This window comes from Oribacterium sp. oral taxon 078 str. F0263 (assembly GCF_000469565.1).
Lineage (GTDB): Bacteria > Bacillota > Clostridia > Lachnospirales > Lachnospiraceae > Oribacterium.
Window position 1 is genome coordinate 25,096 of the sequence record NZ_KI273118.1, and the last position, 21,330, is coordinate 46,425.

Genomic DNA, 21,330 nt, shown 5'->3' on the forward strand with positions numbered 1-21,330 from the left:
TCTTTCCGAAAGGGCCGCCCGCCCCGTGAATTCCGCTTATTCTCCCGTATTGGTATCGAAGTAATAGCTCTCGAAGACGGGCTTTGCCGCGTCGCTCGTCACAAAGTCGATGAAGTCCTTCGCCGCCTTCTTGTCGGCGTCCGTGGCCTCCTTGTTCTGAACCTGTGCGATCGGATAGATGACCTTTCCCGTGAGCTCATAGGGCACCTTCTCGAGGATGTTCAGCTTATCCTCATAGCCATAGGTGTCGGAATAATACGTCGTCCCCACCTCGCAGGAGCCCTCGACGACTGCCGCGAGCACCTTGGAGACATTGGACTGCTCCGAGATCTCCACCCCGCCGAGCGCCTCGGAGACCTGCTCCGTCGTGATCTTCGAGACATCCTCCGTCTCCGGGAGGATCTTTAAGGCCATCAGAGCCTGCCTCGTATACTTTCCCGCGGGGACGGAGCCGTCCGCAAGCGCGATGGACTTCGCATCCTTCAGATTCTCAAGCCCCGTGACCTTCGTCCCACTGTCCTTTTGCGTGATGACGCAGAGCTGATTGTTCACGACATTCTTCCTCGTTCCTTCGACGAGAAGCTTATCGTCCTTTTCGAGCGTGTTCATCTGCTTCTGCGCCGCGGAGAAGAAGACATCGCAGGAATAGCCCTCCTCGATCTGCGTGAGGAGCTTCCCGGAGGAATCCGCATTCAGGCTGATCTTCACCTTCGGATGAATCTCGTTGTACTGCTTCACAAGATCCGTCACAGCCGTATTGAGAGAGGCCGCGATAAAAACCTGAATCTCCGCGTCCTCATCCTGATAGCCGCTGTCTGAGCTGTAGGAGAGCTTCTCCCCGCCGGATTCCGCCGGGCTCCCGCTCTCTGTCTCCGCCTTTGACTCCTTCCCGCTTTCCGTATCCGCCGAATCCTTGCTCTCCGCCTTTGTCTCACTGCTCCCCGCATCCTTCGGGGCCGCGGAGCCGCAGCCGAATGTGAGAGCCAGCACCATAGCCGAAAGGCCGAGCAGCGAAAGCTTCTTCCAGAAAATCTTTTTCATAATCAAAATCCTCCTTAACTATTATGATTCATGCCGGGATTAGCGGCACTGCTGCAAAAATAAAAAAATAAGCCACACGCGCTGCCTCCGCATCGAGGATCGATATTGTTCCCTCCCGGGATCCGGCTCCGGGGCCGCGGCTCTTTTGATCTTCCGACCCATACGCGGAACATCTTTTGCCCCGCTTTACACGGAGCACGGCAGCTAAAGCGGAAGCATCCGTGCTGAAGCACGGCTTGACAGAAAGGGTGCTGTAGTTTTACTTTTAAAAACCATTCGCTTATGCCCCGTCTCCCCGACGGAAGAGTCTATGGGGAAGCAGCGCTCGGTCTCCCCGGAGGGCACAGGCTCAGTCGCTCTCTGTGCCCCTCAGGATCCCAAGCCCGTGCGAAAGCAGCGGGAGCAGGAAGCCAAGCTCCTCCCGGCAGGCCTTGGGACTTCCCGGGAGATTGATGATGAGGCTTTTCTTCCGGATCCCCGCTGTCTGACGGCTCAGCATCGCCTTCGCTGTGATCTTCATGCTGAAGGCGCGAAGCGCCTCCCCGATTCCGGGCACCTCCCGCTCGGAGACCGCCTTTGTGGCCTCCGGGCTCAGATCCCTCTCGGAAAAGCCGGTTCCGCCTGTCGTCAGAATCAGCTCGATCTGGCGCTGATCCGAAAGTCTCTTAAGCTCTGTCTCCAGCGGCTGCCTCCCATCCGGAAGAAGCAGTCTCTCCCGGACGAGAAAGCCCGCCTCCTCCAGCATTTCCTGAATCAGCGGTCCGGAGCGGTCCTCATACTCCTCCCGCGACGCCCTGTCAGAGAGCGTGATGACGGCCGCGCTGAAGGGCCTGTCCGGGTCCGCGGGGATGAGCTCTACCGAGTCCCCGGGACGGATCTCTCCTCCCCGGAGAACCTCTGTAAAGACCCCCTCCCGCGGCATGATGCAGTCCCCCATCTGCCGATAGATTTCGCAGTGGCTGTGACAGGCCTTTCCGATCTGGCTCAGCTCCAGCAGGCAGTCCCCGATCCGGAAACGGCTTCCGACCGGAACGCTCTTTAAGTCGTAGCCCTCTACGACGAGATTCTCCCCGAAGGCGCCGAAATCGATCTTCGCTCCGCGCTTTCGAAAATCCTCGATCTTTTCAAAGGAGAGGAGACTCACCTGCCTGTGCCATTTCCCGGCGTGCGCATCCCCCACAATGCCGTGCTCCTCCCGGAGAATGGCCGAAGGCACCTCCCTCTTCTGTGTCCCCTTTTTCTCACTGATGCATATTGCCAAAAGCTTCCCCATGCTGTCCCGCCTCCTGCCGCTCTTGTTTTGGCTCTCTCCTCCCGGCCCTTCCGAAAGCCTCCTCAGCCTCCGATCGCCGCCATAATCTTCTCCTCGCTGATCTCGGAGAGCTTCTCAAAGCAGTGACTCTCCGGCTTCTCCGAGATCGCCTGCCGGATTCTCTTTCGAAGCGCCGCGATCCGCTCTCCCTCCCGCTCTCTCCCAAGGTAACGCTCTCCCCGGAGGACCGGCATCAGGTCCACTGCATTTCCGTAGCAAAGACAGGGCTTCAGCTTCCCGGTCGAGGTCAGACGGATCCGGTTGCAGCTTCCGCAGAATTTCCCGTGCATCGCGCTGATAAAGCCGACAGATCCGCGGTATCCCGGTATCCTCCAGTATTCCGCGGGGCCGTTTCCATGCACGCTCTCATCCCTCTCCAGGCCGGGGAAGCGCTCCTTAAGCTCCGAGCGAAGTATCTCATTATAGACCGGACGGGAATCCTTCCCATGGCCGATCGGCATCAGCTCAATGAAGCGGATATCGAGAGGGCGGTCCTTGGCCAGAGAGAGAAGATCCCAGCGCTCCTCCTCATTGACCCCCGGCTGGAGCACTGCGTTCAGCTTCAGCTTAAGGCCGGCCCGAACTGCCTCATCGATTCCGGACAGCACCGCCGGAAGCTCATCCATCCCCGTGATCTCCGAAAAGCGCTCTCTCTTTAAGGTATCGAGGCTGACATTGACCGCGTCCAGTCCGTTTTCGAGAAGTCTCGGAAGAAGCCGGGCGAGAAGCACACCGTTGCTGGTCATCGTCACCTGCTCGACCCCCGGTATCCTCTTGAGCTCCCCGATGAATTCCGGGCAGTCCCTCCTGATAAGCGGCTCCCCGCCTGTCACCTTAAAGCGCGTGATCCCGAGCGCCGCCGCGGCCCTCGCGACATCCAAAAGCTCCTCATAGCTTAGGATATCCCGCATGGGAACCCAGTCCGAAAGGCCGTTCGGCATACAGTAGCGGCAGCGGAGATTGCAGCGGTCTGTGATGGAAAGCCGAATATAGTTTATCTTTCTGTCATAGCGGTCTCTCATCTTTCCTGCCTCACACTCTCTCCAAGAATACATCCAGCACACCGCCGCAGACCATTCCCTCCTGCGCCGCGGCTTCCTCCGTCAGGTCCACGTGGCAGAGAAAGGGCCTCGCCGCGGAATCCGCGAAGAGCTGCCGGGACTGCCGGATCACCTCTGCCTCCGCGCAGCCTCCCCCGATCGTCCCGATCCCCCTCCCGTCCGGGAGGATCAGCATCTTTGTCCCCGTCGCCCTCGGCGCAGAGCCCTTTCGCCGTATGATGGTCGCAAGCACTCTCCGCCTTTCCGGCTCCTCTCCCGCCTCGGAAATGCCGTCCAGAATCTCCTCCGGATAGCCAAAGGAGCCCTTCTCCCTGTTTTTCACGGAAATAATTTCCGCGAGGATGGAGATCGCGATTTCCTCCGGTGTCTCCGAGTGAATATCCAGTCCGATCGGACTGTGAAGGCCGTCCAAAATCTCCTTCGGCGTCCCCTCCGAAAGAAGCTGCTCCTTCACGATGCGCACTCTCCTCCGAAATCCCATCATGCCGATATAGGCATAGCTTTTCTTCGTGATCCTTCGCAGGCAGTCCTGATCATAGCGGTGTCCCCTCGTCACAATAACAAAGTAGCTGTCCCTGTCCCCGGGGATCTCCTCCAGTGCCTTCGAAAAATCCTCACAGATCACGCGGTCCGCCCCGGCGCTCTCGGCTCTTTTGGCAAAGCTCGGCCGATCATCGATGCAGGTGACGGACATGCCGATCATTTTCCCGAGCCGAAGGATCGGCAGGGAGACATGTCCCGCGCCGAGCACGATGAGCTTTTTCCCTCTGGAAAGGAGCTCCGCATAGACCGATTCCCCAAAAAGGCAAAATTCCATGCTCCGCGAAAGAGGCGGAAGATTCGCCCCGTATTTTTCGAAAAAACCGCCTGCCTCGAGGAAAGTATAGCGCCCGGCGGACAGAAGAGCCTTCTCCCCGGCGTATTCTCCGGAGAGGATGGTGAGGATATAGTTCTCCGCATTCGGACTCAGATTCTCGATTTTCTCATAGATTTGACGATCCATCTCTCTGCCCCTCCCAAAGGCCGCCCCGAGTCTTCTCCGCTCTCCTTCCTCATTTGCCAAAGCCGCAGTTTGGAAAGGTACAGACCGGGCAGTTCAGGCAGAGCCCTCCCTCCCCATAGCGATCGATCTCCGCCTTCTCCAAAATCTCTCCCGCCATAAGCCGCGGGAGCACCAGATCAAAGATCGTTCTCTTTGCGTACATCACGCAGCCCGGAAGCCCGAGGATCGGGATCTCATCCTTCGTATAGGCCAGCATAAACATCGCCCCCGGGAGCACGGGCGCCCCGTAGCTCACCACCCGCTCCGCCGCGCAGCGGATCGAATACGGCGTCCTGTCGTCCGGATCGACCGACATCCCCCCGGTGCAAATCACCATCTCCGCCCCCATCGAGAGGAGGTTCCGGATCGCAGAGATCTCCATCTCCGGATCATCGGAGCAGAGCTCCTGCCCGATGATCTCCGTCTCATACTCGGACAGCTTCTCTATGATCACAGGAGTGAAGCTGTCCTCAATCCTGTGATAGAAAACCTCGTTCCCCGTCGTTACAATCCCAACCCGCTTTTTCTGAAAGGGCAGAAGCTGAAGGATCGGCGCCCCCGCGGCCGCCTCCTTCGCCCTCTCCATCTTCTCCCGCTCAATGAGAAGTGGGATAATGCGGGTCCCTGCGAGCTTATCCCCCTTTTTCACGGCGGTATTCCCCTGTCTCGTCGCAATCATCATTTCCCCGAGAGAATTCACCCGGAGAAGCCGCTCTCTGTCCACCTTGAAGAGTCCATCGCAGTCTGCGATCAATTCGATCTTTCCCTCCTTGACCTCAGAGGGACTCATGTATCGATTCCTGCAAAGCTCAAAAAGAATCTGCGCCGCGTCATTCTCGTGGAGCATATTCTCATTGAACTCCCAGATATAGATATGATCCTTTCCCACAGAAAGAAGCACCGGCACATCCTCCTCCCGGATGACATGCCCCTTTCTGAAAACCGGTCCCTTCTTCACACCCCGGATAATCTGCGTGATATCGTGGCAGAGCACCTGCCCGACCGCATCCTCTGTCCTGATACGTTTCATTGCCTCTGTTCCTGACCTCTCTGTCTCCTGATTCCCGCCCGCATAGACCCTCCGCTCCGAATTCCAAAGCCCCGGAGCCTCCGACTCTCCCGGCTTTTCTCGTCCCGAGTCCGCGTCTCTCTCGAATCCTTTTCCAAAATGATTCCGAGAATAAAGCTCAGCCCGTTATCATACTGCTGCCGAACACTTACGCGGCGACAGCCCTCTCCCCGCCGGCAGGTACAGTCAGGCGGGAAAGAAATCTCCGAAGAATTCCTGAAATTTTTCCTCGGAGATCCTGTCCATCTCTCTGGAAAATGCCTCATAGCGGAGAAGAAAGTCCTTCCCTCTCTTACTCAGGGAAGCAGCTCCTCCATATTTTCCCCCGGGGTGACGCTCCACTACCAGAAAGGGAAGCTCTCTCTCGCAGTTATGAATCATGGTCCAGGCTTTGCTGTAGGAAATCCCGGTCCGCTCACAGGCCTCCCGCACACTGCCGAGCGCTTCGATCTGCCGAAGCAAGGTCACCATGCCGGGGCCGAAGATGGGCTTCTCCCTCGAGATTCGAAGGCGAAGCTCCGGGCGGATGAGGCGCGCCTCGCTCTTTCTCTCCAGCTCCTCGAAATCGCCCCCATGGCTGACATGGACCAGGATTCCCTCATCCTCGACCGCTATCCTCTCAATGAGCGACTCCGGGAGCGCCCCGCATGCGTCCCGAAGTCCGCCCCCTCCATGATAGGAAAAAATCTCCTTCATCGCCTCCGAAGAGAAAAGGATAGGATGTCCCGTCCTCCCCCGAAAGCTCGGGAGTATCAGACTTCCCTTCCCCTCCATCATGCGCTCCAGTGTCTCCGTCTTAAAGAAAGGAACCGTCAAAGGGCAGAAAAAAACTCCCGCGCAGCGCTCCCTGAGGTAGCAAAGCCCCTCCCGTACGTCTTCGAGAAGACCAGTCCCCGTCCCCGGAAGGAGGACGAGACCGCGGAATTTAAAGCGATCCGGGAATGCCTCTCCCTCTTTTCTTCCCAGGAGAACAAGATCCCGGATCCCCGCGCGGCGAAGGCTCACGATGATCCGCTCCAGATAGCGAAAGCCCTCATCCTCTCCCCGCTGCTTCAGCTCTTCCCTGTAAGAGGGAGGCACAGCGATCACAGCGCCATAGCTCATCTCTTCCTCCCCAGCTCTCTCCTCTATATCCCTCCCGCTTCCCTGCCCCGGGAAAATCCAAGCTCTGTTTTCAGTATAAGGAATCTTTAAAGCTTTTGCAATATAAACTCGGAAAAAGCCCGCCCAGCGCCCGGATAGACAGCATGCTTGCATGCAGTATTATCCGGGCATTGGACGGGCAAAGCGATATGAGCATGCAGCCCCATCGGGCGGAATGCGAATATCATCCCTCCGCTTCAGGATTCCGCGCTCTCCTCTTCCTCCGCTGTGACGCTGAATTCAAAGCTCCGGTAGCCCTCCGCTTCTACTACGACGCTGTTTTCTCCCTTGTGGAAGGCATTTGCGCTAAGAGCAAGCCCATTTTTCCGGTATTTTTGATCGAAGATAGTAGTGAAGCTGCTGTCCTCATGGTAGAGGTAGCTTCGGCTCTGGGACTTTCGGTACTCCATTCCATTCACCGAAACCTTGAGATCGCGGCTCCTCAGATATTGATCCAGATCCTCGCTCTCAAGACCCGTAAAGCGGACTTCATAGACCGGCTTCGTCCCGGAATCATAGCCCTGCCTCGGGCGAAGCAGCTCTGCCTCCGCTCCTGTCGGAACCTCCTTTTCCACCGCCGGATCCTGCTCTTTATTCTTGTCTTTCTCCTTATCCTTCTCCTTATCCTTCTCCTTATCCTTATCCTTATCCTCATCCCCTTCCGCCTTCTTCTTTTCGAAGCGGACAAGGAAATCCTTCGTTTGGTAGCCCTCCGCCTGAATACGGATGCTGTTTTCGCCGTCCTGAAGAGCGCCGCTCCCCAGGCGGATCGTCTGCTTATAGCCATAGCCGTCCGATTCCGGATAGAACTCATTTTCCTCCATCTGGAGAGCGGAAAAGGCCTTCCGATACTCTGTGCCGTTCAGTTCCAGCTTCTGTATCTTCCCGAGATACTCGTTCAGGCTTTCTCTCTCCGCCCCCGGGAAACTGAGCTGCTGATAGGCTCCGCCGAAGATACCCTTCTTCTCGGAAAGCTCTGCCTTCTCCGGCGCCGCCTTCCCCTCTGTCTCCGGCTCCTCCGTCTTTCCTCCCTCTCCGGGATTTTCTTTTCCTTCCTTCACGCTAAACGGGAAGTGCAGAGGCTTCGGATAGCCCTCGGCATGGAGATAGAGCTCATAATCCCCCGCCTTTCGGAAAAGTCCCGCCTTCAGCGTAATGCTCTGCTTCTCCGAATCCGTCTCATAGTAATCATTTCCGCTCTCCCCGCCGACCGATTTCGTGTAGAGCGTCCTCGTCCCGCTCTGATCCGGGCTCACAAGCTCCACTCGGCTAAGATTCTTAAGGAAATCTCCGTAGCTGCGGTCTCCCGGGCTGGATTGGCTCTTCAGAGAGACTGTGACATCCTTCCCGCTCTCCGCCTCCCCTAAAAGCTCCGGAGAAAGCTCCTCCAGCACCGCCGTGTAGAGAAGCTTCAGCTCCACAGCGCGGTACTTCTCTCCCGCGTCGATCCGAAGCGTATGCTCTCCGACCTCCGGCCTCAGGTTGAAGTTAAAGGCCGTGCGGAAAAGCTTCAATGTCCCCTTTTCCGGATCGATCTCAAAGCGCTTCTGATATTCATTCAGGAGGTTCTGGCTCTGACCATCGACATAGAGCCCCCGGATCGAAGCAAGGTAATCCCTGTTCTCCGTTGAGAGGAGGAAATCCTCCCCCTTCTCCGCCGTCGTACCGGTGAATTCCGCAGCCTTATCGCCCTTATAGAACTTAAACTCCGTGAGGCGGCCAAGGCTTCCGTCCTCCAGAACATTCTGTACCTCAGCGGGACCCGCGTAATCGGCGGCCTCCGCCTGCTCTGTATAGCCCGTAAAGCGCAGAGACCTTCCTCCGGCGATCCTCGCCTTCTTAAAGGCGTCGAGATAGTCCGTGAAGCGGTAGAGCTTTTCCGCCCCGTCCTTATAGATATAATCAGCCTCTGTCGTATCAAACCAGCGCTGTACGACATCATGGGAATCCTGATTCGCGATCTCAAGCTCATTCAGGATGAGGGCATTCGTCAAAAGATCATAGTTAAAGACCATTCTCCCGTCCACACACTGTCCGCTCCCGCCAAGACTCCCGGAGCCGGACTTTCTGCCCCCGGAGATCTTTCCGGAGGTCGCAGCAGACACCGCATCAGCCTGCACTGTCCGCTCCCTCGCGGCGCGCTTTGCACTTTCCTCCGCCTTCTCCGTCTTCGCGAACGACTCCCCGGGATAGACCTCAAACTGCGTCTTCAGCTTCTGATAGCCGGAATACTTAAGCTCCAGAGTATAAACTCCGATCTCATCGGTATTGACCGTCTTTTCCTCATTGCTGCTCGTCCCGTAGAGATTGAAAAGACCTCCGAAGTTAAAGAAATCATCGATATAATGGAGCTCAAGCTTCTTCCCGCTCGGCTTTTTCAGGACGACCCGCATGGAGTCGATCCGGAGCTCATTGCCGAAGCTCTCCCCGTTTTCTCCCACGATCTCAAACTGAATGCGCTCTCCCCGCTTCGGATTCGCCGTCTCCACCCTCTGCTTCATCGAGAAATTCGCTTTTTTCACAAGCTCAAAGGGAACTGTCACCGTCTCATCCGTATAGGAGGAGTGAATGTTCATCTTATAGACACCGTTGCTCCGCATATTGCTCTGCCCGGTCGGGAGCTTGATGATCCCATTCTTCCCATGCTTGGTATCCTTGATCTCCGTCGAAAAGCTCGGGTTCCGATTGATCGGCCAGTTCTGGCTGTTCAGGATCCGAATGCTGTCAATCCCCTTAAACCACTTCTCCTGCTCCTCGTTATCCACCCGGAACTTTGCCGTGACGCCGTCCTTCTCGACGCCCGCGCCGTTCTCATCAATGAGAACCGGCTTCACATAGTATTCCGTTGTGACAGAATCGCTGTTCTCCGCTCTCGTACCGGAGAGATCAAAGGTCGTCCGGGACGGAAGCACCCTGTCCCTGCCTTCCTTATCGTGAGGCGCGGTGTAGCGGTCATATTTTAATACTCTTCCTCTTGCGAGGATATAATCCGGCGCATCCTCCGGGCTGCCGGCCTCCACGCTCTCCCTCTGCTCCCCCCCGGAAAGGAGGATCTCCTCTCTCTTTGAAGCATCCTCTCTACTCGTTACCGTAAGACGCTTCGGGGAGACGACGGTGCTCTCCCATTTTACGATTTTTCCATCGTCATCCACCTTCCGGACGGAATCCGTGATATCTGTCCCATCGACAGACAGGCTGTAGTCGGAAATCGTCCCGCTCCGAAAGGCCGCGGTCACATAATCCGAAAAGCCCAGATGGACGAGGCGGCTCTGCTTTTCGAAAAGGAGGCTCTGCTTCTCCGGCTCCGAAGGCTGCTCCTCTTCTGTCCCCTTATTCTCGGGAGTCTTAGGCTCCGTCTCCGGCTCTGTGCTGCCCGGCTTCTTTACTTCAGGCTTTGTGCCCTCCTCTTTCTTTCCTTCAGGGAGCGGGTTCTCCGATTCTGCGCCGCTCTGTCCCTTCGACTCCGGCTCTGTGCGCCCCGGCTTCTCCGCCTCAGCTCCCGCACTGCCCGACTTCTTCATTTCCGTCCCTGCGCTGCCGGAATTCCTCATTTCCGGCTCTGCGCTTCCCGACTTCTTCGCCTCAGGCTTTGCGCTCTCCTCTTTCTTCCCTTCGGGAAGCGGGCTCTCCGATTTTTTTGCCTCCGGCTCTGCAGTGCTCTGCCCCTTCAACTCGGGCTCTGCGCTGCCCCTCCCGCTCTCTCCGATCTGTTTCTTCTCTGTCTTCTCTTCCCTTAAGGAAGAGCGGCCGGAGGAGCCGCTTCCTCCACCGCTTCCCCCGCGCGTACCTCTTCCCGCGCTCCTCCTTCCCTCAAAAGAGGCCGGAGAGGCGGAGCTCTCCGCAGGATCCGGCGCCTCCGTCCTTCGGAGTCCGCGCCCCTCCTGATACTTTGCTATGCCGCCCTCGGCCCAGCGGCCCTGTCCATCCAGCTCATAGCCATCCTCCGTCTTTCCGGAGAGCTGAAGTGCACCGCTCTTCTCCCCTGTGGGATGGAAATAATAGCAATAGCCCTCGATCCACTGCCAGCCGGAGAGCATCTGCCCGAAGCGGCCGTCGTGAGCGGTATTAAAGAAGTACCAGCTCCCATCCGGACTCTTCTGCCAGCCGGAGCAAAGCTTCCCGCTCTCCGGATCCAGATAATGCCAGGCATTATCCGTGAAGACCCAGCCGCGAAGCTTCTCTCCCTTCTCATTCCGATAGCTCCAGCTCTTTCCCTCTTTTTCCCAGCGGCCCTTCGCATTTCCTCTCTCCGCCGAAAGGGCGGCTGCGGGCTGCAAAACCAGGCTCGCCGCTAAAATCACAGCGGCGGCCCTCCATTTTTCTCGTCTCATCCTTCCTCCTCGATGAATCCTCTCTAAAAGAGCTTCCCTGCCTGTATGGCGTGTCTAAAAGATCCCTGCCGCATTTTGGGCAGCGAGGCTATAAGCCTCACATGCAGAGAAATGTCTTAACTAACTCAAATCCTTATTTCTGCAAAAAATATTCTCTTTACAGCGGCTTTCCTCAGGCTGAAATTAGCACGGACTAACTTATCACCCCGGAGAGAGTCCGTCAATCACAAAAATTGTATTTTTTAAAAAATTGAATCCGGCCTTTCCTGATGCTCCGATATTTCGTTTGCCTTTAAGATGTGCTGATATTTCGTTTGCTTTCACCAGGGAAAGATGCTATGCTCGATCCATAAGAAGCAACCATATCTCATGCCGGAATGACCGGCGTCACGACTCATGCACTGCCCCGTTTTTTCGCGTTGGCGGTATTTGTGTTCTGCGCTGCCGTCCGGCGGAAACTTCTACTCTGCTCTATAAAGGAGGTTATGTAATGGAAGAGAAAATGAACATCTATCTGGCAAACCTCGTTTCCTTTTATCACAAGCTGCAGAGCTACCACTGGTACGTCCAGGGCTGCAGCTTCTTCCAGTCCCACGCAAAGCTGGAGGAGTTCTATAATGCGGTCAACGCTCAGATCGACGAGCTCGCGGAGCTCATGCTCATGAGCGGCAGAAAGCCGGTTTCCACCATGAAGGGCTTCGCCGCTTTGGCGACGGTTTCGGATGCCCCCGGTGACTTCTCAAAGGACATGAGCGCGGTATTCGGGGATGTGCTCAAGGATTTCGAGGCCATGCGAAGAAGTGCCGAGGAAATCAGGGCCGAAGCGGACAAGACGGGGGACAACCTGGTCTCTGTCAAGATGGATGACTTTATCGAAGGCTATGCGAAGACGATCTGGATGCTGAAAAGCATGCTGGCGTAAAGCCTTAATGCAGTGTTTCTACAGCTGAAAAAGGGACTGGAGCAAAACATTTTGCTCCGGCCCTTTTTTATTTTGTTTGATGCGGTCTTCGAAGGCGAAATTTCTCAGCGCCAGAAGAGCCAGAGAAAAAGATAGCCGGACATTACGGCCGTAAGTGTGAACGGAATGCCGATCTTCATAAAATCGGAGAAGCTCGTCTCGTAGCCCTCCCTCTTCAGGATTCCGGTGGCGGCAATATTCGCGCTCGCCCCGATCGGCGTGATATTCCCCCCGAGGGTCGCGCCGGTCAGGAGGCCGAAATAGAGGAGACAGGGGGAGATCCCCAGACTCTGCGTCACGCCCTGGAGGATCGGAAGCAGCGTCGCCACATAGGGAATATTGTCGATAAAGGCCGAGAAAAAGACCGATCCCCAGACGACGATGGTATAGAGCAAAAAGAGATTGCTTCCTCCCAGCTTGACGATGAGAGCCGAGATATCCGAAATGATGCCGACCTCCGTGATGCCGCGGATGACGAGGAAGAGTCCGAAAAGAAGAAGAAGCGTCTCGAAGTCCACGGAGAGAAGCGCCTTCTGAACGCGCTTCGCATTTCCCTGGTGGCGAAGATCATGGATGCAGCAGATCAGGCCGAGGGTGCAGCAGATCAGACCGTTTGTGATATCCGGCTTATTCGGGATAAAGGAGGCGAGGATCAAAAGAACGACGACAGAAATGAGGGCAGCGCTCGGAAAGATATCCTCGACACTGCTGTGCTCCTCCGCCTGCACCGGCTGATTCAGCTTCCGGAAGAGAAAGAGCATGATGGGCACCGTGAGGAGAGCGCCCAGCTCCACGGCAAAGAAGATTCCGGGACGGCCCTTCATGAAAAAAAAGTCCAGGAAATCCATCTTTGCGAAATCTCCCAGCATAATACTGGTGGTATCCCCCACCAATGTCGCCGCCCCCTGCAAATTCGAGGACACCGCGATGGAAAGCACCATCGGAAGCGGAGAGATCTTCAGCTTTTTGCAGATCACAAGCGCTACCGGAGCTACCATCAGTACCGTCGCCACATTGTCGATGAAGGCCGATATCGCGCCGGCAAAAAGCGACATGAAGATGATGACATGGCAGACATTCTTGCATCGGTCCAGAATCAGATCCGCGAGAAGGTTTGGCATCCTGGACTCGATAAAAAAGTAGACGATGACCATGGTTCCGGAGATCATCAGAAGCACATTCCAGTTGATCGAGGGAATGACTGCGGAGAGCGGGAGAATTCCGCTGAGGAGATAGAGAAGCGCCGCTGCCAAAACCGCATGAACCCGGTACTTCTGTTTCAGGATAATAATCGCATACATCAGTATAAAAAGAATTAAAGCAACGCTTTTCAAGACCTCTCCTCCCATTCGCCTCTGTTTTCCTCTTGATTTTTTTGAAAGACTATTATTTAATAGTCGGGGCGAAATGTCAATGCCGCCGAGCGTTCGGTAAGAATATTTTTCGCATTGTCAAAAGAAAGGAGACAAACGGAATGAAAAAGGTTCTTTTTTTCTATGTAAAGGGCTGCCCTTACTGCGCGCAGGCGAGAAAAGCCAGGCAGGAGCTGATCGAGGAGAAACCGGAATACGCGCGCGTCGAATTCAACGAGGTCGATGAGGGCGCAGAGCCGGATCTCGCCGATCAATATGATTACTGGGCGACGCCCGCGATGTTTATCGACGGCGAAAAGATCTACGAATCCCACCTCGGCGAAAAATACGAAGAGGCCAGGGAAAACGTAAAGAGGGTTCTTGACAGAGCCATGGAGGATTGATTATGAAAAAAACAAAGATGATGCTTCTGGGAATGACGGCTGCGGCAGCCATGATGCTTGCCGCCTGCGGCGGCGGACAAAAGGATGCGGCATCCTCTGCTGCCTCTTCTGCGAGCGAGGAGGCGGGAAAGACCGCCGAATCCGCTAAAGATGCGGCGAAGGACGCGGTGGAATCCGCAAGCGCGGATATCTCAAAGGCCGCGGAGACCGCGCAGGGTGATGCGAAGGCTGCCATGGAGTCCGCCAATGCGATGGCAAGCTCCGCGATGGAGTCCGTCAATGCGGAGGTCGCTAAGGCCGGTGAGACCGCAAAGGGAGATGCGAAGGCCGCCATGGAGTCCGCCAATGCGATGGCAAGCTCCGCCGCGGAATCCATCAATGCGGAGATCGCTAAGGCCGGGATGGAATCCGCTCAGGACAAGGCCGGGAAGTAATTTTCCGTCTCTCTGCCACATTTTTTCGATGAGATCGCCCTAAGCTGCGGAAAAATCCGCAGCTTTTTTCGTTCCCGCTCCGATCCGCGCTCACTCGATCACTCTCCCTCGGAGGATTCCGCCTCTATGAGATCGGAAAATTCCGCGTGAATATAGGCGGCGAGACTCTTCGGAGAGAGGAAGATCTGCTCCCCTCTCTGCCCTGCGCTCACGCCGATCCGAGGCAGAGCCTCCGCCGATCTGTGAATATAGCTCGGAAACAGCTTTTTCATCCCGATCGGACTGCAGCCTCCCCGGAGATAGCCTGTCAAAGGCAAAAGCTCCTTCACAGGGACCATCTCAACCTTTTTATTCCCGGAGATCTTCGCGGTCTTTTTCAGGTCAAGCTCCTCATCCACGGGGATGACACAGACAAGATATCCGCTCCGATCCCCCAAGAGGAGCAGCGTCTTAAAAAGCGTCCTGTGATCCACGCCGAGTAAAGACGCCGCGTGGCTGCCCGAGAGATCCTTCTCATCCACCTCATAGCTCATGTGCTCATAAGGGATGCCTGCCCTGTCCAAAAGACGCATCACATTGGTCTTTCCCTCTTTCTGCTTTCCCATCTTTCCCCTGCTTCCTCATCTTCCTCTTAAATGGAAGAGGCTCCCTTCCCGCGCCTGGGAGCCATTCCGCATTTTCGATACCGCCGCATATGACAAATCCTGTGCACCACTTCGCTGCTCCATGGTGCACAGGACTTCTTTGCTTTTTCTGTCTCAGGAATCTTTACTTGCTTTCCGCTGCGGAGCTGCTCTCCCCGGCCATCTTGCTCTCGACCTTATCCTTTGCTCCCTCTGCGGCGTCCTTCATATCCTTCCCGGCATCCTTTGCCGCGTCAGCTGCGTCCTTACCGGCTTCCTTTACCGCACCGGCCGCGTCCTTTCCGGCGTCCTTTGCCGCATCAGCCGCATCCTTCCCGGCGCCCTTTACCGCGTCAGCTGCGTCCTTTCCGGCATCCTTTGCCGCGTCAGCCGCATCCTTTCCGGCGTCCTTTACCGCACCGGCTGCATCCTTTCCGGCGTCCTTTGCCGCACCGGCTGCATCCTTCTTCTCCTCAGCCGCTGTCGTAGCCGCCTTCGTCTCATCCGTCTTCTCCGAGGAGCAAGCCGTCATACTCAGCACTGCCGCTGCCGCTGCTGCTACCAGGATACCCTTGAACATCTTTTTCATAATTGCTTTCCTCCTTTGCCGGATAATGCACAGTCTTCGCAAATACGAAGGAACAAGATTCGCAGAAAGGCGAATCCGCATAAAATCGTAAAGGCTGAAACCTTTACCGTGCAGCGGGACGGCCCCCGCTACAAAGAGCACAATAGAACTATCGCCTCCAAAATGCAAGCTGAGACCGGCTATTTTAAGGAGATTTTAACGACAGTTTAAACATCGTAAGATTCCTATGTCAAAAAATGCGGTTGCCAAAAATGCGGCATGGATGTTTAATAGATGAAAAGGGACCGGAAAAAGAAGCGGGAAATTCATCCGGAAGGCGCCAACATGATGAAGCTGTTTCGTGCCCCTCTCTCGGGGCTTTTTGCCATATTGCTGCTGTTCATCCTCCTGATCACTTCCTTTGAGTTGGTCTGCTACTCGGATCCCGGCTATTACCGGGCGGAATTTGAGAAATACGATGTAGCGGGAGAGATGGAATATTACCGCGGAGAAAGCATCAGCCTGGACAGTCTGTCCCAGGTGATCCGCCAGACCATGCTCTACCTCCGCGGAAGGCGGGGAAACCTGATCGTAGAGACTGAAATCAACGGAAAAATGCAGGAATTCTATCAGCCTGAGGAAAAGAGCCATATGGCGGATGTCCGGCGCCTCTTCCTGCGCGCTCTCGTCCTCCGCGGGATGGCCATTCTGAGCTGCCTCGCGATCCTCGGAACCTTAATCCTTTTCGAGCCGGAGCGGGCGGTCTGGGACCTAAGCCGCTCCTTCACCCTGCTCTGCCTCCTGCTTCTCCTTCTCTCCCTCGCCATCGGAGCTCTCATGCTCTGTGATTTCACAAAGTATTTCACTCTCTTTCACGAGCTTTTCTTTCCGCAGGGGAACTGGAGCTTCGACCCAAGAGAAAGCCGCATGATCGTCATGCTGCCGGAAAATTTCTTTTTGGATACCGCAATCCGGGTGCTCCTTTGCTTTTTCGCCTTCCTCCTCCTTCTGCTCCTTCCCTCTGTCCGCTACCTTCTCTGGAAGCGAAGGAACCATAAGGCCCCGCCATCCTGAGAAGGCCCTCTCTCAGGGGGAGAGCTTCCTTTTGACGGCGGCTCCCTATTCCTCAGCGCCCCTCTCAGAAAGCTCCATCTCTCCCTGCATCCACACCCGGCCCTTGAATCTCCTCCCGATCGCGGGGACGCCCACCAAGTCGGATTCATTGATGCCGACGTGAAAAACGGTGTCGTTGCACTTTAAGCGGAGGTCGACGACATTTTCCTGTGTGTAGACATTCGATTTCACGCGGATTCCCGCGATTTCTCCCAGAATCGAATACTGATCGCACTCCACTCCGGTCGGCATGAAGGCGGACTCCACGACGGTATAGAGATCCTCCGTCTCCATCCGCTTCGTGACCTCGCTCATCAGATTCATATCCGTCTCGGTGAGCGTATCGATCGCGTCCATATCCCCGTTCCGCGCCGCTTCAAAAAGCCTTTTCTGCTCCCGTCTTCTCCGGCGCGCATTCTCATCCTCCTCCTGCTTTTCGAGGGGGAGAAGGATCTTCCCCTCCACCGCAAGTCCCGTGAGGAAGGCCTGCCGCGCTCTGACATCGATTCCGGAGCGCCGGATCCGACGAATCTCCAGAGAATTGCATAGATAAAAAATGAGAGAGATGCCCGCATTGAAGTCGTCCAGTACGCCGGCATAGGTCTCCCTCTCCGCGTGGCGCTCCACGGACCCCTCCTCTGTCAGCGTTCCGTCGTAGCTCTTCATAAAGGGAAAATAATAGTCCCGGACAAAGTCTCCCCCTCCGTCCCGGTGCCCCAGCACGGCAATCCCCATGGAAGGCGCGACCTGCAGCTGATACTGCTCCACGACCCTGCCTCTTCCCAGAGAAAGCTGGTCCGTCCTGTATTTTTCATTGACCGCCCTCTCCAGATAGAATTCCGCATCGATATCATCTCTCAATTCCGAAAATCCGATGGCCCGTAAAAAATTATGCATTCCCTTCCTGACTCCTGCGGACTCGCTCCCGCCTCTCCCCTGTACCTGAAAACAGCATTTTTATCTTACACTAAAGCGGCATGCCCTGCAAGCGGGGAAGGGCGTAAATATAAGGCCTCGGGGGATGCCCGGGGCCTTATACCGATGGGAACTGAATCGGGGTACACCGCTTGTGCGATCTCGCCTTATGTCGATTGGGAGGCCGAAAAATCCGGCACGGGCACGGCAGTGCCCCTTTCTTCTCTCAGCTCCCTCGCCGCCTTCACCATATTCCGAAGGCTTGGGATGGCCTCCTCCGCCCTTCTCGTCTTCAGGCCGCAGTCGGGATTGACCCAGAGCTTCTCCGCATCCAGCCTGGCGAGCATTTTCTCAAGTGCCGCCCGGATCTCTGCGCTCTCCGGAATTCTCGGAGAATGGATATCATAAACGCCCGGTCCCACCTCCGTCCGAAAGTGATTTTCTCTCAGAGAATCCAGAATCTGAAGATCCGAGCGGGAGGCCTCGAAGGAGATAACATCCGCGTCCATGCTGTCGATGGCGGGGATGATATCGCCGAATTCACTATAGCACATATGGGTGTGGATCTGGGTCTCCGCCTTCACCCCGCTGTGCACCAGCCGGAAAACGGGGATCGCCCAGTCCAGATAAGCGGAGTACCAGTCGCTTTTCCGAAGCGGCAGCTTCTCGCGGAGCGCTGCCTCATCCACCTGGATCACGCGAATCCCGTTCTTCTCCAGCTCTAAAACTTCATCCCGGATCGAAAGCGCGATCTGCTTCGCGCTTTCCGCGAGGGGGATGTCCTCTCTCGGAAAGGACCAGTTCAGTATCGTGACCGGTCCCGTCAGCATGCCCTTCACCGGCTTCCTGCAAAGACTCTGCGCATAAACAGACCATTTCACGCTGAGCGGGGAGACGCGGCTCACATCCCCCCAGATGATCGGCGGCTTCACGCAGCGGGTCCCATAGGACTGCACCCAGGCCTTTTCCGTAAAGAGGAAGCCCCGGAGCCGCTCTGCGAAATATTCCACCATATCATTTCGCTCGAATTCACCGTGCACCAGAAGATCGAGACCGAGCTCCTCCTGGATCTGTATCCATTCCGCGATCCTTTGCCTGAGAAAGCCCTCATACTCCTCCGCGCTGAGCTCCCCGCTCCTTCGGCGTCTCCGCATCTCTCTCAGCTCCTCCGTCTGCGGAAAAGAGCCGATCGTCGTCGTCGGAAAAAGCGGAAGTCCGAACTCTGCCTTCTGAAGCTTCTCTCTCTCCGAAAAATCAGGCTTTCTCACATAGTCCTCGGGGCGGATGCCAGCGCATCTCCTCCGGACCTCTCTGTCGACTTTTCCCTCTCCCCCGGAAAAAAGCGCCCGGTTTTGTCTCAGCGCTTCCTGACTTCCCGCCTCTCCCTCCGCGAGCTGTGAAAGCTCCCGGAGCTCCGAGAGCTTCTCCTCCGCAAAGGCAAAATGCTTTTTATAGTCCTCTGAGAGCCGCTCCTCTCCCCGCAGCGTATAGGGAAGATGAAGAAAGGAGCAGGAGCCGGAGAGCACGGTCTCAATCCCCCTATCCCTAAGGCGGAGGAGCAGAGAGAGGCTCTTCTCATACTGATTTCTCCAGATATTCTTCCCATTGATGAGACCGGCAAAAAGAAGCCTGTCCCCCGGGAAAGCATGCTCGAAAACGAGCGCCTCCGTCCTCTCCCCCTCTACAAAGTCGAGCCCGATCCCATCAAAGGGGAGCTCCGGCAGTCTCTCATAGATATCCCTCAGATCCCCGAAATAGGTCTGAAGCAAAATCCGAAGACCTCCCTTTTCGGAGAGGAGCTCCTCATAGACAGAGAAAAAGAGAGCGATATCCTCCTCTGTGAGATCCCGCACGAGGCAGGGCTCATCAAACTGAAGCCACTTCGCCCCGAGCTCCCGGAAGCGCCGGATATAATCCCGGTACGCTTTCACGAGGCTTCCCCGAATCTCGGCGATCCCCTTTTTTCCGGTAAAGCGAAGAAGCTTCAAAAAGCTGAAGGCCCCGATCAGGACCGGCTTTGTTTCGATGCCAAGAGAAAGTGCCTCCGAAAACTCCAAAAAGGGTTTTTCCCCGGAAAGGCGGATCTCTGCATCATCCTCCAGCTCCGGGACGATATAGTGGTAATTGGTGTTAAACCACTTCTTCATGGCGAGCGGCTTCACACTCCCCGCTGCTCCCCCCCGTCCCCTGGCCATGGCAAAGCTGCAGTCCAGCGGGGAGAGATTAAGCTCCCGATATCGGGACGGGATCAGATTAAAAAGGAGTGCCGTATCCAGGATCCGATCATAAAAGGAGAAGTCGTTCGACGGGATAAAATCGATCCCCTCGCTCTTCATCTTCCTCCACTGCCCAGCGCGGATCCTGGCTGCGCTCTCTCTCAGCGCCTCCTCGGAGAGCTCTGCATTGAAATATTTCTCCGCCGCAAACTTGAGCTCCCTCTCCGCTCCCACCCTGGGGAAGGCAATCACCGATGTCTTCATGGCTTCTCCCTCTCGCTCTACCGCTGTATCGCTCCCTTCGCTTCTCTCTTTTAGACCAGACCCTGAGCGAGCATGGCCGCAGCGACCTTCTCAAAGCCCGCCACATTGGCCCCGATCACGAAATTTCCCTTATGAGCATACTTCTCCGAAGCCGCGGACACATTCCTGTAGATATTGACCATGATATCCTTAAGCCTGCTGTCGACCTCCTCAAAGCTCCAGGAGAGCCTCTCGGAATTTTGGCTCATCTCGAGAGCGGAGACCGCCACTCCTCCCGCATTCGCCGCCTTTGCGGGCATATAGAGGATCTTTGCGGCAAGGTAGGCGTCAATCGCCTCCGCATCGCTTGGCATATTTGCGCCCTCCGCGACGACAGTGCATCCGTTTTTGAGGAGCTTCTTCGCATCCTCTCCGTTGATCTCATTCTGCGTAGCGCAGGGAAGCGCGATATCGCATTTTACCGACCAGGGCTTCTCCCCCGCATGATACTCCGCCCCCGGAGCCTTCTCCGCATACTCCCGGATCCTGCCGCGGCGCTTCTGCTTGATCTCAAAGAGAAGATCCAGCTTGATCCCGTCCGGATCATAGATAAAGCCGTCGGAATCAGAGCAGCTCAGCACGAGCGCTCCCCTCTCCTGTGCCTTCTGGATCGCATACTGCGCGACATTTCCGGATCCGGAGACGACGACGGTCTTCCCCTTCAGCTCCTCTCCGGCCGCTCTCAGCATCTCCTCCGTGATGTAGATCAGGCCATAGCCCGTGGCCTCCGGTCTCGCCAGGGATCCCCCGAAGCTCAGTCCCTTTCCGGTCAGAACCCCCTCATAGAGATTCGTGATCCTCTTATACTGCCCGTAGAGATAGGCGACCTCTCTTCCGCCGACTCCGATATCTCCGGCGGGGACGTCGACATCCTTTCCGATGTATTTATAGAGCTCCGTCATGAAGCTCTGGCAGAAGCGCATCACCTCCGCGTCGGATCGGCCATGGGGGTCGAAATCGGCCCCTCCCTTTCCGCCTCCGATCGGAAGCCCTGTCAGGGAGTTCTTCAAAATCTGCTCCATGCCGAGAAACTTCAGGATCGACTGATTCACCGTCGGGTGAAAGCGAAGGCCTCCCTTATAGGGACCGATTGCGGAATTGAACTGAACGCGGTAACCGAGGTTGACATGATTTTTCCCCTGATCATCGGTCCAGGGGACCCGAAAGCTCACAATCCGCTCCGGCTCCACAAATCGCTCAAGGAGGGCATTCCTCCGGTAAAGATCCTCATTGGCGTCCACAATCGGAGTGAGAGAATCCAGGATCCTCTTTGCGGCCTCCAGAAATTCCGCTTCATAGGGATGTTTTTTCTGGAGCATCTCATAGACTTCATTGACATAGGACATGGCTCTTCCTCCTTTTTCTCCCCGGTATCTCCGTCTTTTGCCTGCGCCTGTGATCCCGCACTCAAAGCACTCCTCCCGCTTAGCCTCCGGGAGCGG

General features: G+C 56.2%; 17 protein-coding genes. 4 read left to right on the plus strand and 13 right to left on the minus strand.

Features of this window, described 5'->3' with window-relative positions; all coding sequences use genetic code 11:
* Positions 1 to 36 precede the first annotated feature (36 nt).
* The 7 genes from modA to HMPREF1986_RS06870 form a co-directional block, all read right to left on the minus strand.
* Positions 37 to 1,041 (minus strand): molybdate ABC transporter substrate-binding protein, encoded by a 1,005-nt coding sequence (gene modA, locus HMPREF1986_RS06840; RefSeq protein WP_021774089.1) that lies wholly within the window; start codon positions 1,039 to 1,041, stop codon positions 37 to 39.
* A gap of 349 nt (positions 1,042 to 1,390) precedes the next feature.
* A complete protein-coding gene (locus HMPREF1986_RS06845) occupies positions 1,391 to 2,314 on the minus strand; it encodes an MOSC domain-containing protein (protein WP_021774091.1) in 924 nt (307 codons plus the stop codon).
* Positions 2,315 to 2,376: 62 nt separating this feature from the next.
* Positions 2,377 to 3,375 carry a GTP 3',8-cyclase MoaA gene (moaA, locus tag HMPREF1986_RS06850; RefSeq protein ID WP_036599726.1) on the minus strand — a complete coding sequence of 333 codons (999 nt, stop codon included), beginning with the start codon at positions 3,373 to 3,375 and terminating at the stop codon, positions 2,377 to 2,379.
* Between the two features lie 10 nt (positions 3,376 to 3,385).
* Entirely contained in the window at positions 3,386 to 4,417 is a 1,032-nt protein-coding gene (locus tag HMPREF1986_RS06855) for an XdhC family protein (protein ID WP_036599692.1), read from the minus strand.
* A 49-nt stretch (positions 4,418 to 4,466) separates the two neighbouring features.
* Entirely contained in the window at positions 4,467 to 5,486 is a 1,020-nt protein-coding gene (locus HMPREF1986_RS06860; RefSeq protein ID WP_021774094.1) for a molybdopterin-binding protein, read from the minus strand.
* A gap of 225 nt (positions 5,487 to 5,711) precedes the next feature.
* Positions 5,712 to 6,629 (minus strand): NTP transferase domain-containing protein, encoded by a 918-nt coding sequence (locus tag HMPREF1986_RS06865; RefSeq protein ID WP_196806118.1) that lies wholly within the window; start codon positions 6,627 to 6,629, stop codon positions 5,712 to 5,714.
* 236 nt (positions 6,630 to 6,865) lie between these two features.
* The gene (locus HMPREF1986_RS06870) at positions 6,866 to 10,999 is read right to left on the minus strand and encodes a hemoblobin-interacting domain-containing protein (protein WP_021774097.1); all 4,134 of its coding nucleotides are present in this window, start codon (positions 10,997 to 10,999) and stop codon (positions 6,866 to 6,868) included.
* A 490-nt stretch (positions 11,000 to 11,489) separates the two neighbouring features.
* On the opposite strand from HMPREF1986_RS06870, the gene HMPREF1986_RS06875 reads away from it, so the two are divergent.
* A complete protein-coding gene (locus HMPREF1986_RS06875) occupies positions 11,490 to 11,921 on the plus strand; it encodes a Dps family protein (protein WP_021774099.1) in 432 nt (143 codons plus the stop codon).
* A 104-nt stretch (positions 11,922 to 12,025) separates the two neighbouring features.
* Here HMPREF1986_RS06875 and HMPREF1986_RS06880 read toward each other — a convergent pair whose 3' ends face one another.
* Complete coding sequence (locus HMPREF1986_RS06880) at positions 12,026 to 13,294, minus strand: SLC13 family permease (RefSeq protein WP_330365133.1); 1,269 nt, start codon at positions 13,292 to 13,294, stop codon at positions 12,026 to 12,028.
* 140 nt (positions 13,295 to 13,434) lie between these two features.
* On the opposite strand from HMPREF1986_RS06880, the gene HMPREF1986_RS06885 reads away from it, so the two are divergent.
* Positions 13,435 to 13,716: a thioredoxin family protein gene (locus tag HMPREF1986_RS06885; RefSeq protein ID WP_036599695.1), complete on the plus strand. Its 282-nt coding sequence runs from the start codon at positions 13,435 to 13,437 to the stop codon at positions 13,714 to 13,716.
* 2 nt (positions 13,717 to 13,718) lie between these two features.
* Positions 13,719 to 14,150 (plus strand): hypothetical protein, encoded by a 432-nt coding sequence (locus tag HMPREF1986_RS06890; RefSeq protein WP_021774102.1) that lies wholly within the window; start codon positions 13,719 to 13,721, stop codon positions 14,148 to 14,150.
* A gap of 98 nt (positions 14,151 to 14,248) precedes the next feature.
* Here the strand turns inward: HMPREF1986_RS06890 and ybaK are convergent, their stop codons facing one another.
* Together ybaK and HMPREF1986_RS06900 are read right to left on the minus strand one after the other, a co-directional pair.
* A complete protein-coding gene (gene ybaK / locus HMPREF1986_RS06895) occupies positions 14,249 to 14,755 on the minus strand; it encodes a Cys-tRNA(Pro) deacylase (RefSeq protein ID WP_021774103.1) in 507 nt (168 codons plus the stop codon).
* A gap of 163 nt (positions 14,756 to 14,918) precedes the next feature.
* Positions 14,919 to 15,362, minus strand: coding sequence for a hypothetical protein (locus HMPREF1986_RS06900; RefSeq protein WP_051273893.1), 444 nt, complete (start codon positions 15,360 to 15,362; stop codon positions 14,919 to 14,921).
* A 324-nt stretch (positions 15,363 to 15,686) separates the two neighbouring features.
* On the opposite strand from HMPREF1986_RS06900, the gene HMPREF1986_RS06905 reads away from it, so the two are divergent.
* A complete protein-coding gene (locus HMPREF1986_RS06905) occupies positions 15,687 to 16,415 on the plus strand; it encodes a TIGR01906 family membrane protein (protein WP_036599731.1) in 729 nt (242 codons plus the stop codon).
* 45 nt (positions 16,416 to 16,460) lie between these two features.
* On the opposite strand, the gene HMPREF1986_RS06910 is transcribed toward HMPREF1986_RS06905, so the two are convergent.
* The 3 genes from HMPREF1986_RS06910 to gdhA form a co-directional block, all read right to left on the minus strand.
* A complete protein-coding gene (locus HMPREF1986_RS06910) occupies positions 16,461 to 17,351 on the minus strand; it encodes a DUF3881 family protein (RefSeq protein WP_021774106.1) in 891 nt (296 codons plus the stop codon).
* A 185-nt stretch (positions 17,352 to 17,536) separates the two neighbouring features.
* Positions 17,537 to 19,849, minus strand: coding sequence for a 5-methyltetrahydropteroyltriglutamate--homocysteine S-methyltransferase (gene metE / locus HMPREF1986_RS06915; protein WP_021774107.1), 2,313 nt, complete (start codon positions 19,847 to 19,849; stop codon positions 17,537 to 17,539).
* Between the two features lie 50 nt (positions 19,850 to 19,899).
* Positions 19,900 to 21,234: an NADP-specific glutamate dehydrogenase gene (gene gdhA / locus HMPREF1986_RS06920; protein WP_036599698.1), complete on the minus strand. Its 1,335-nt coding sequence runs from the start codon at positions 21,232 to 21,234 to the stop codon at positions 19,900 to 19,902.
* Between the last annotated feature and the right edge of the window lie 96 nt (positions 21,235 to 21,330).

Coding starts and splice junctions, on each gene's coding strand:
- HMPREF1986_RS06870 (WP_021774097.1), bottom strand. CDS start 10,999: ATGAGACGAGAAAAATGGAGGGCCGCCGCTGTGATTTTAGCGGCGAGC.
- HMPREF1986_RS06885 (WP_036599695.1), top strand. CDS start 13,435: ATGAAAAAGGTTCTTTTTTTCTATGTAAAGGGCTGCCCTTACTGCGCG.
- metE (WP_021774107.1), bottom strand. CDS start 19,849: ATGAAGACATCGGTGATTGCCTTCCCCAGGGTGGGAGCGGAGAGGGAG.
- HMPREF1986_RS06845 (WP_021774091.1), bottom strand. CDS start 2,314: ATGGGGAAGCTTTTGGCAATATGCATCAGTGAGAAAAAGGGGACACAG.
- HMPREF1986_RS06900 (WP_051273893.1), bottom strand. CDS start 15,362: ATGAAAAAGATGTTCAAGGGTATCCTGGTAGCAGCAGCGGCAGCGGCA.
- HMPREF1986_RS06865 (WP_196806118.1), bottom strand. CDS start 6,629: ATGAGCTATGGCGCTGTGATCGCTGTGCCTCCCTCTTACAGGGAAGAG.
- ybaK (WP_021774103.1), bottom strand. CDS start 14,755: ATGGGAAAGCAGAAAGAGGGAAAGACCAATGTGATGCGTCTTTTGGAC.
- HMPREF1986_RS06890 (WP_021774102.1), top strand. CDS start 13,719: ATGAAAAAAACAAAGATGATGCTTCTGGGAATGACGGCTGCGGCAGCC.
- moaA (WP_036599726.1), bottom strand. CDS start 3,375: ATGAGAGACCGCTATGACAGAAAGATAAACTATATTCGGCTTTCCATC.
- gdhA (WP_036599698.1), bottom strand. CDS start 21,234: ATGTCCTATGTCAATGAAGTCTATGAGATGCTCCAGAAAAAACATCCC.
- HMPREF1986_RS06910 (WP_021774106.1), bottom strand. CDS start 17,351: ATGCATAATTTTTTACGGGCCATCGGATTTTCGGAATTGAGAGATGAT.
- HMPREF1986_RS06905 (WP_036599731.1), top strand. CDS start 15,687: ATGATGAAGCTGTTTCGTGCCCCTCTCTCGGGGCTTTTTGCCATATTG.
- modA (WP_021774089.1), bottom strand. CDS start 1,041: ATGAAAAAGATTTTCTGGAAGAAGCTTTCGCTGCTCGGCCTTTCGGCT.
- HMPREF1986_RS06875 (WP_021774099.1), top strand. CDS start 11,490: ATGGAAGAGAAAATGAACATCTATCTGGCAAACCTCGTTTCCTTTTAT.
- HMPREF1986_RS06855 (WP_036599692.1), bottom strand. CDS start 4,417: ATGGATCGTCAAATCTATGAGAAAATCGAGAATCTGAGTCCGAATGCG.
- HMPREF1986_RS06860 (WP_021774094.1), bottom strand. CDS start 5,486: ATGAAACGTATCAGGACAGAGGATGCGGTCGGGCAGGTGCTCTGCCAC.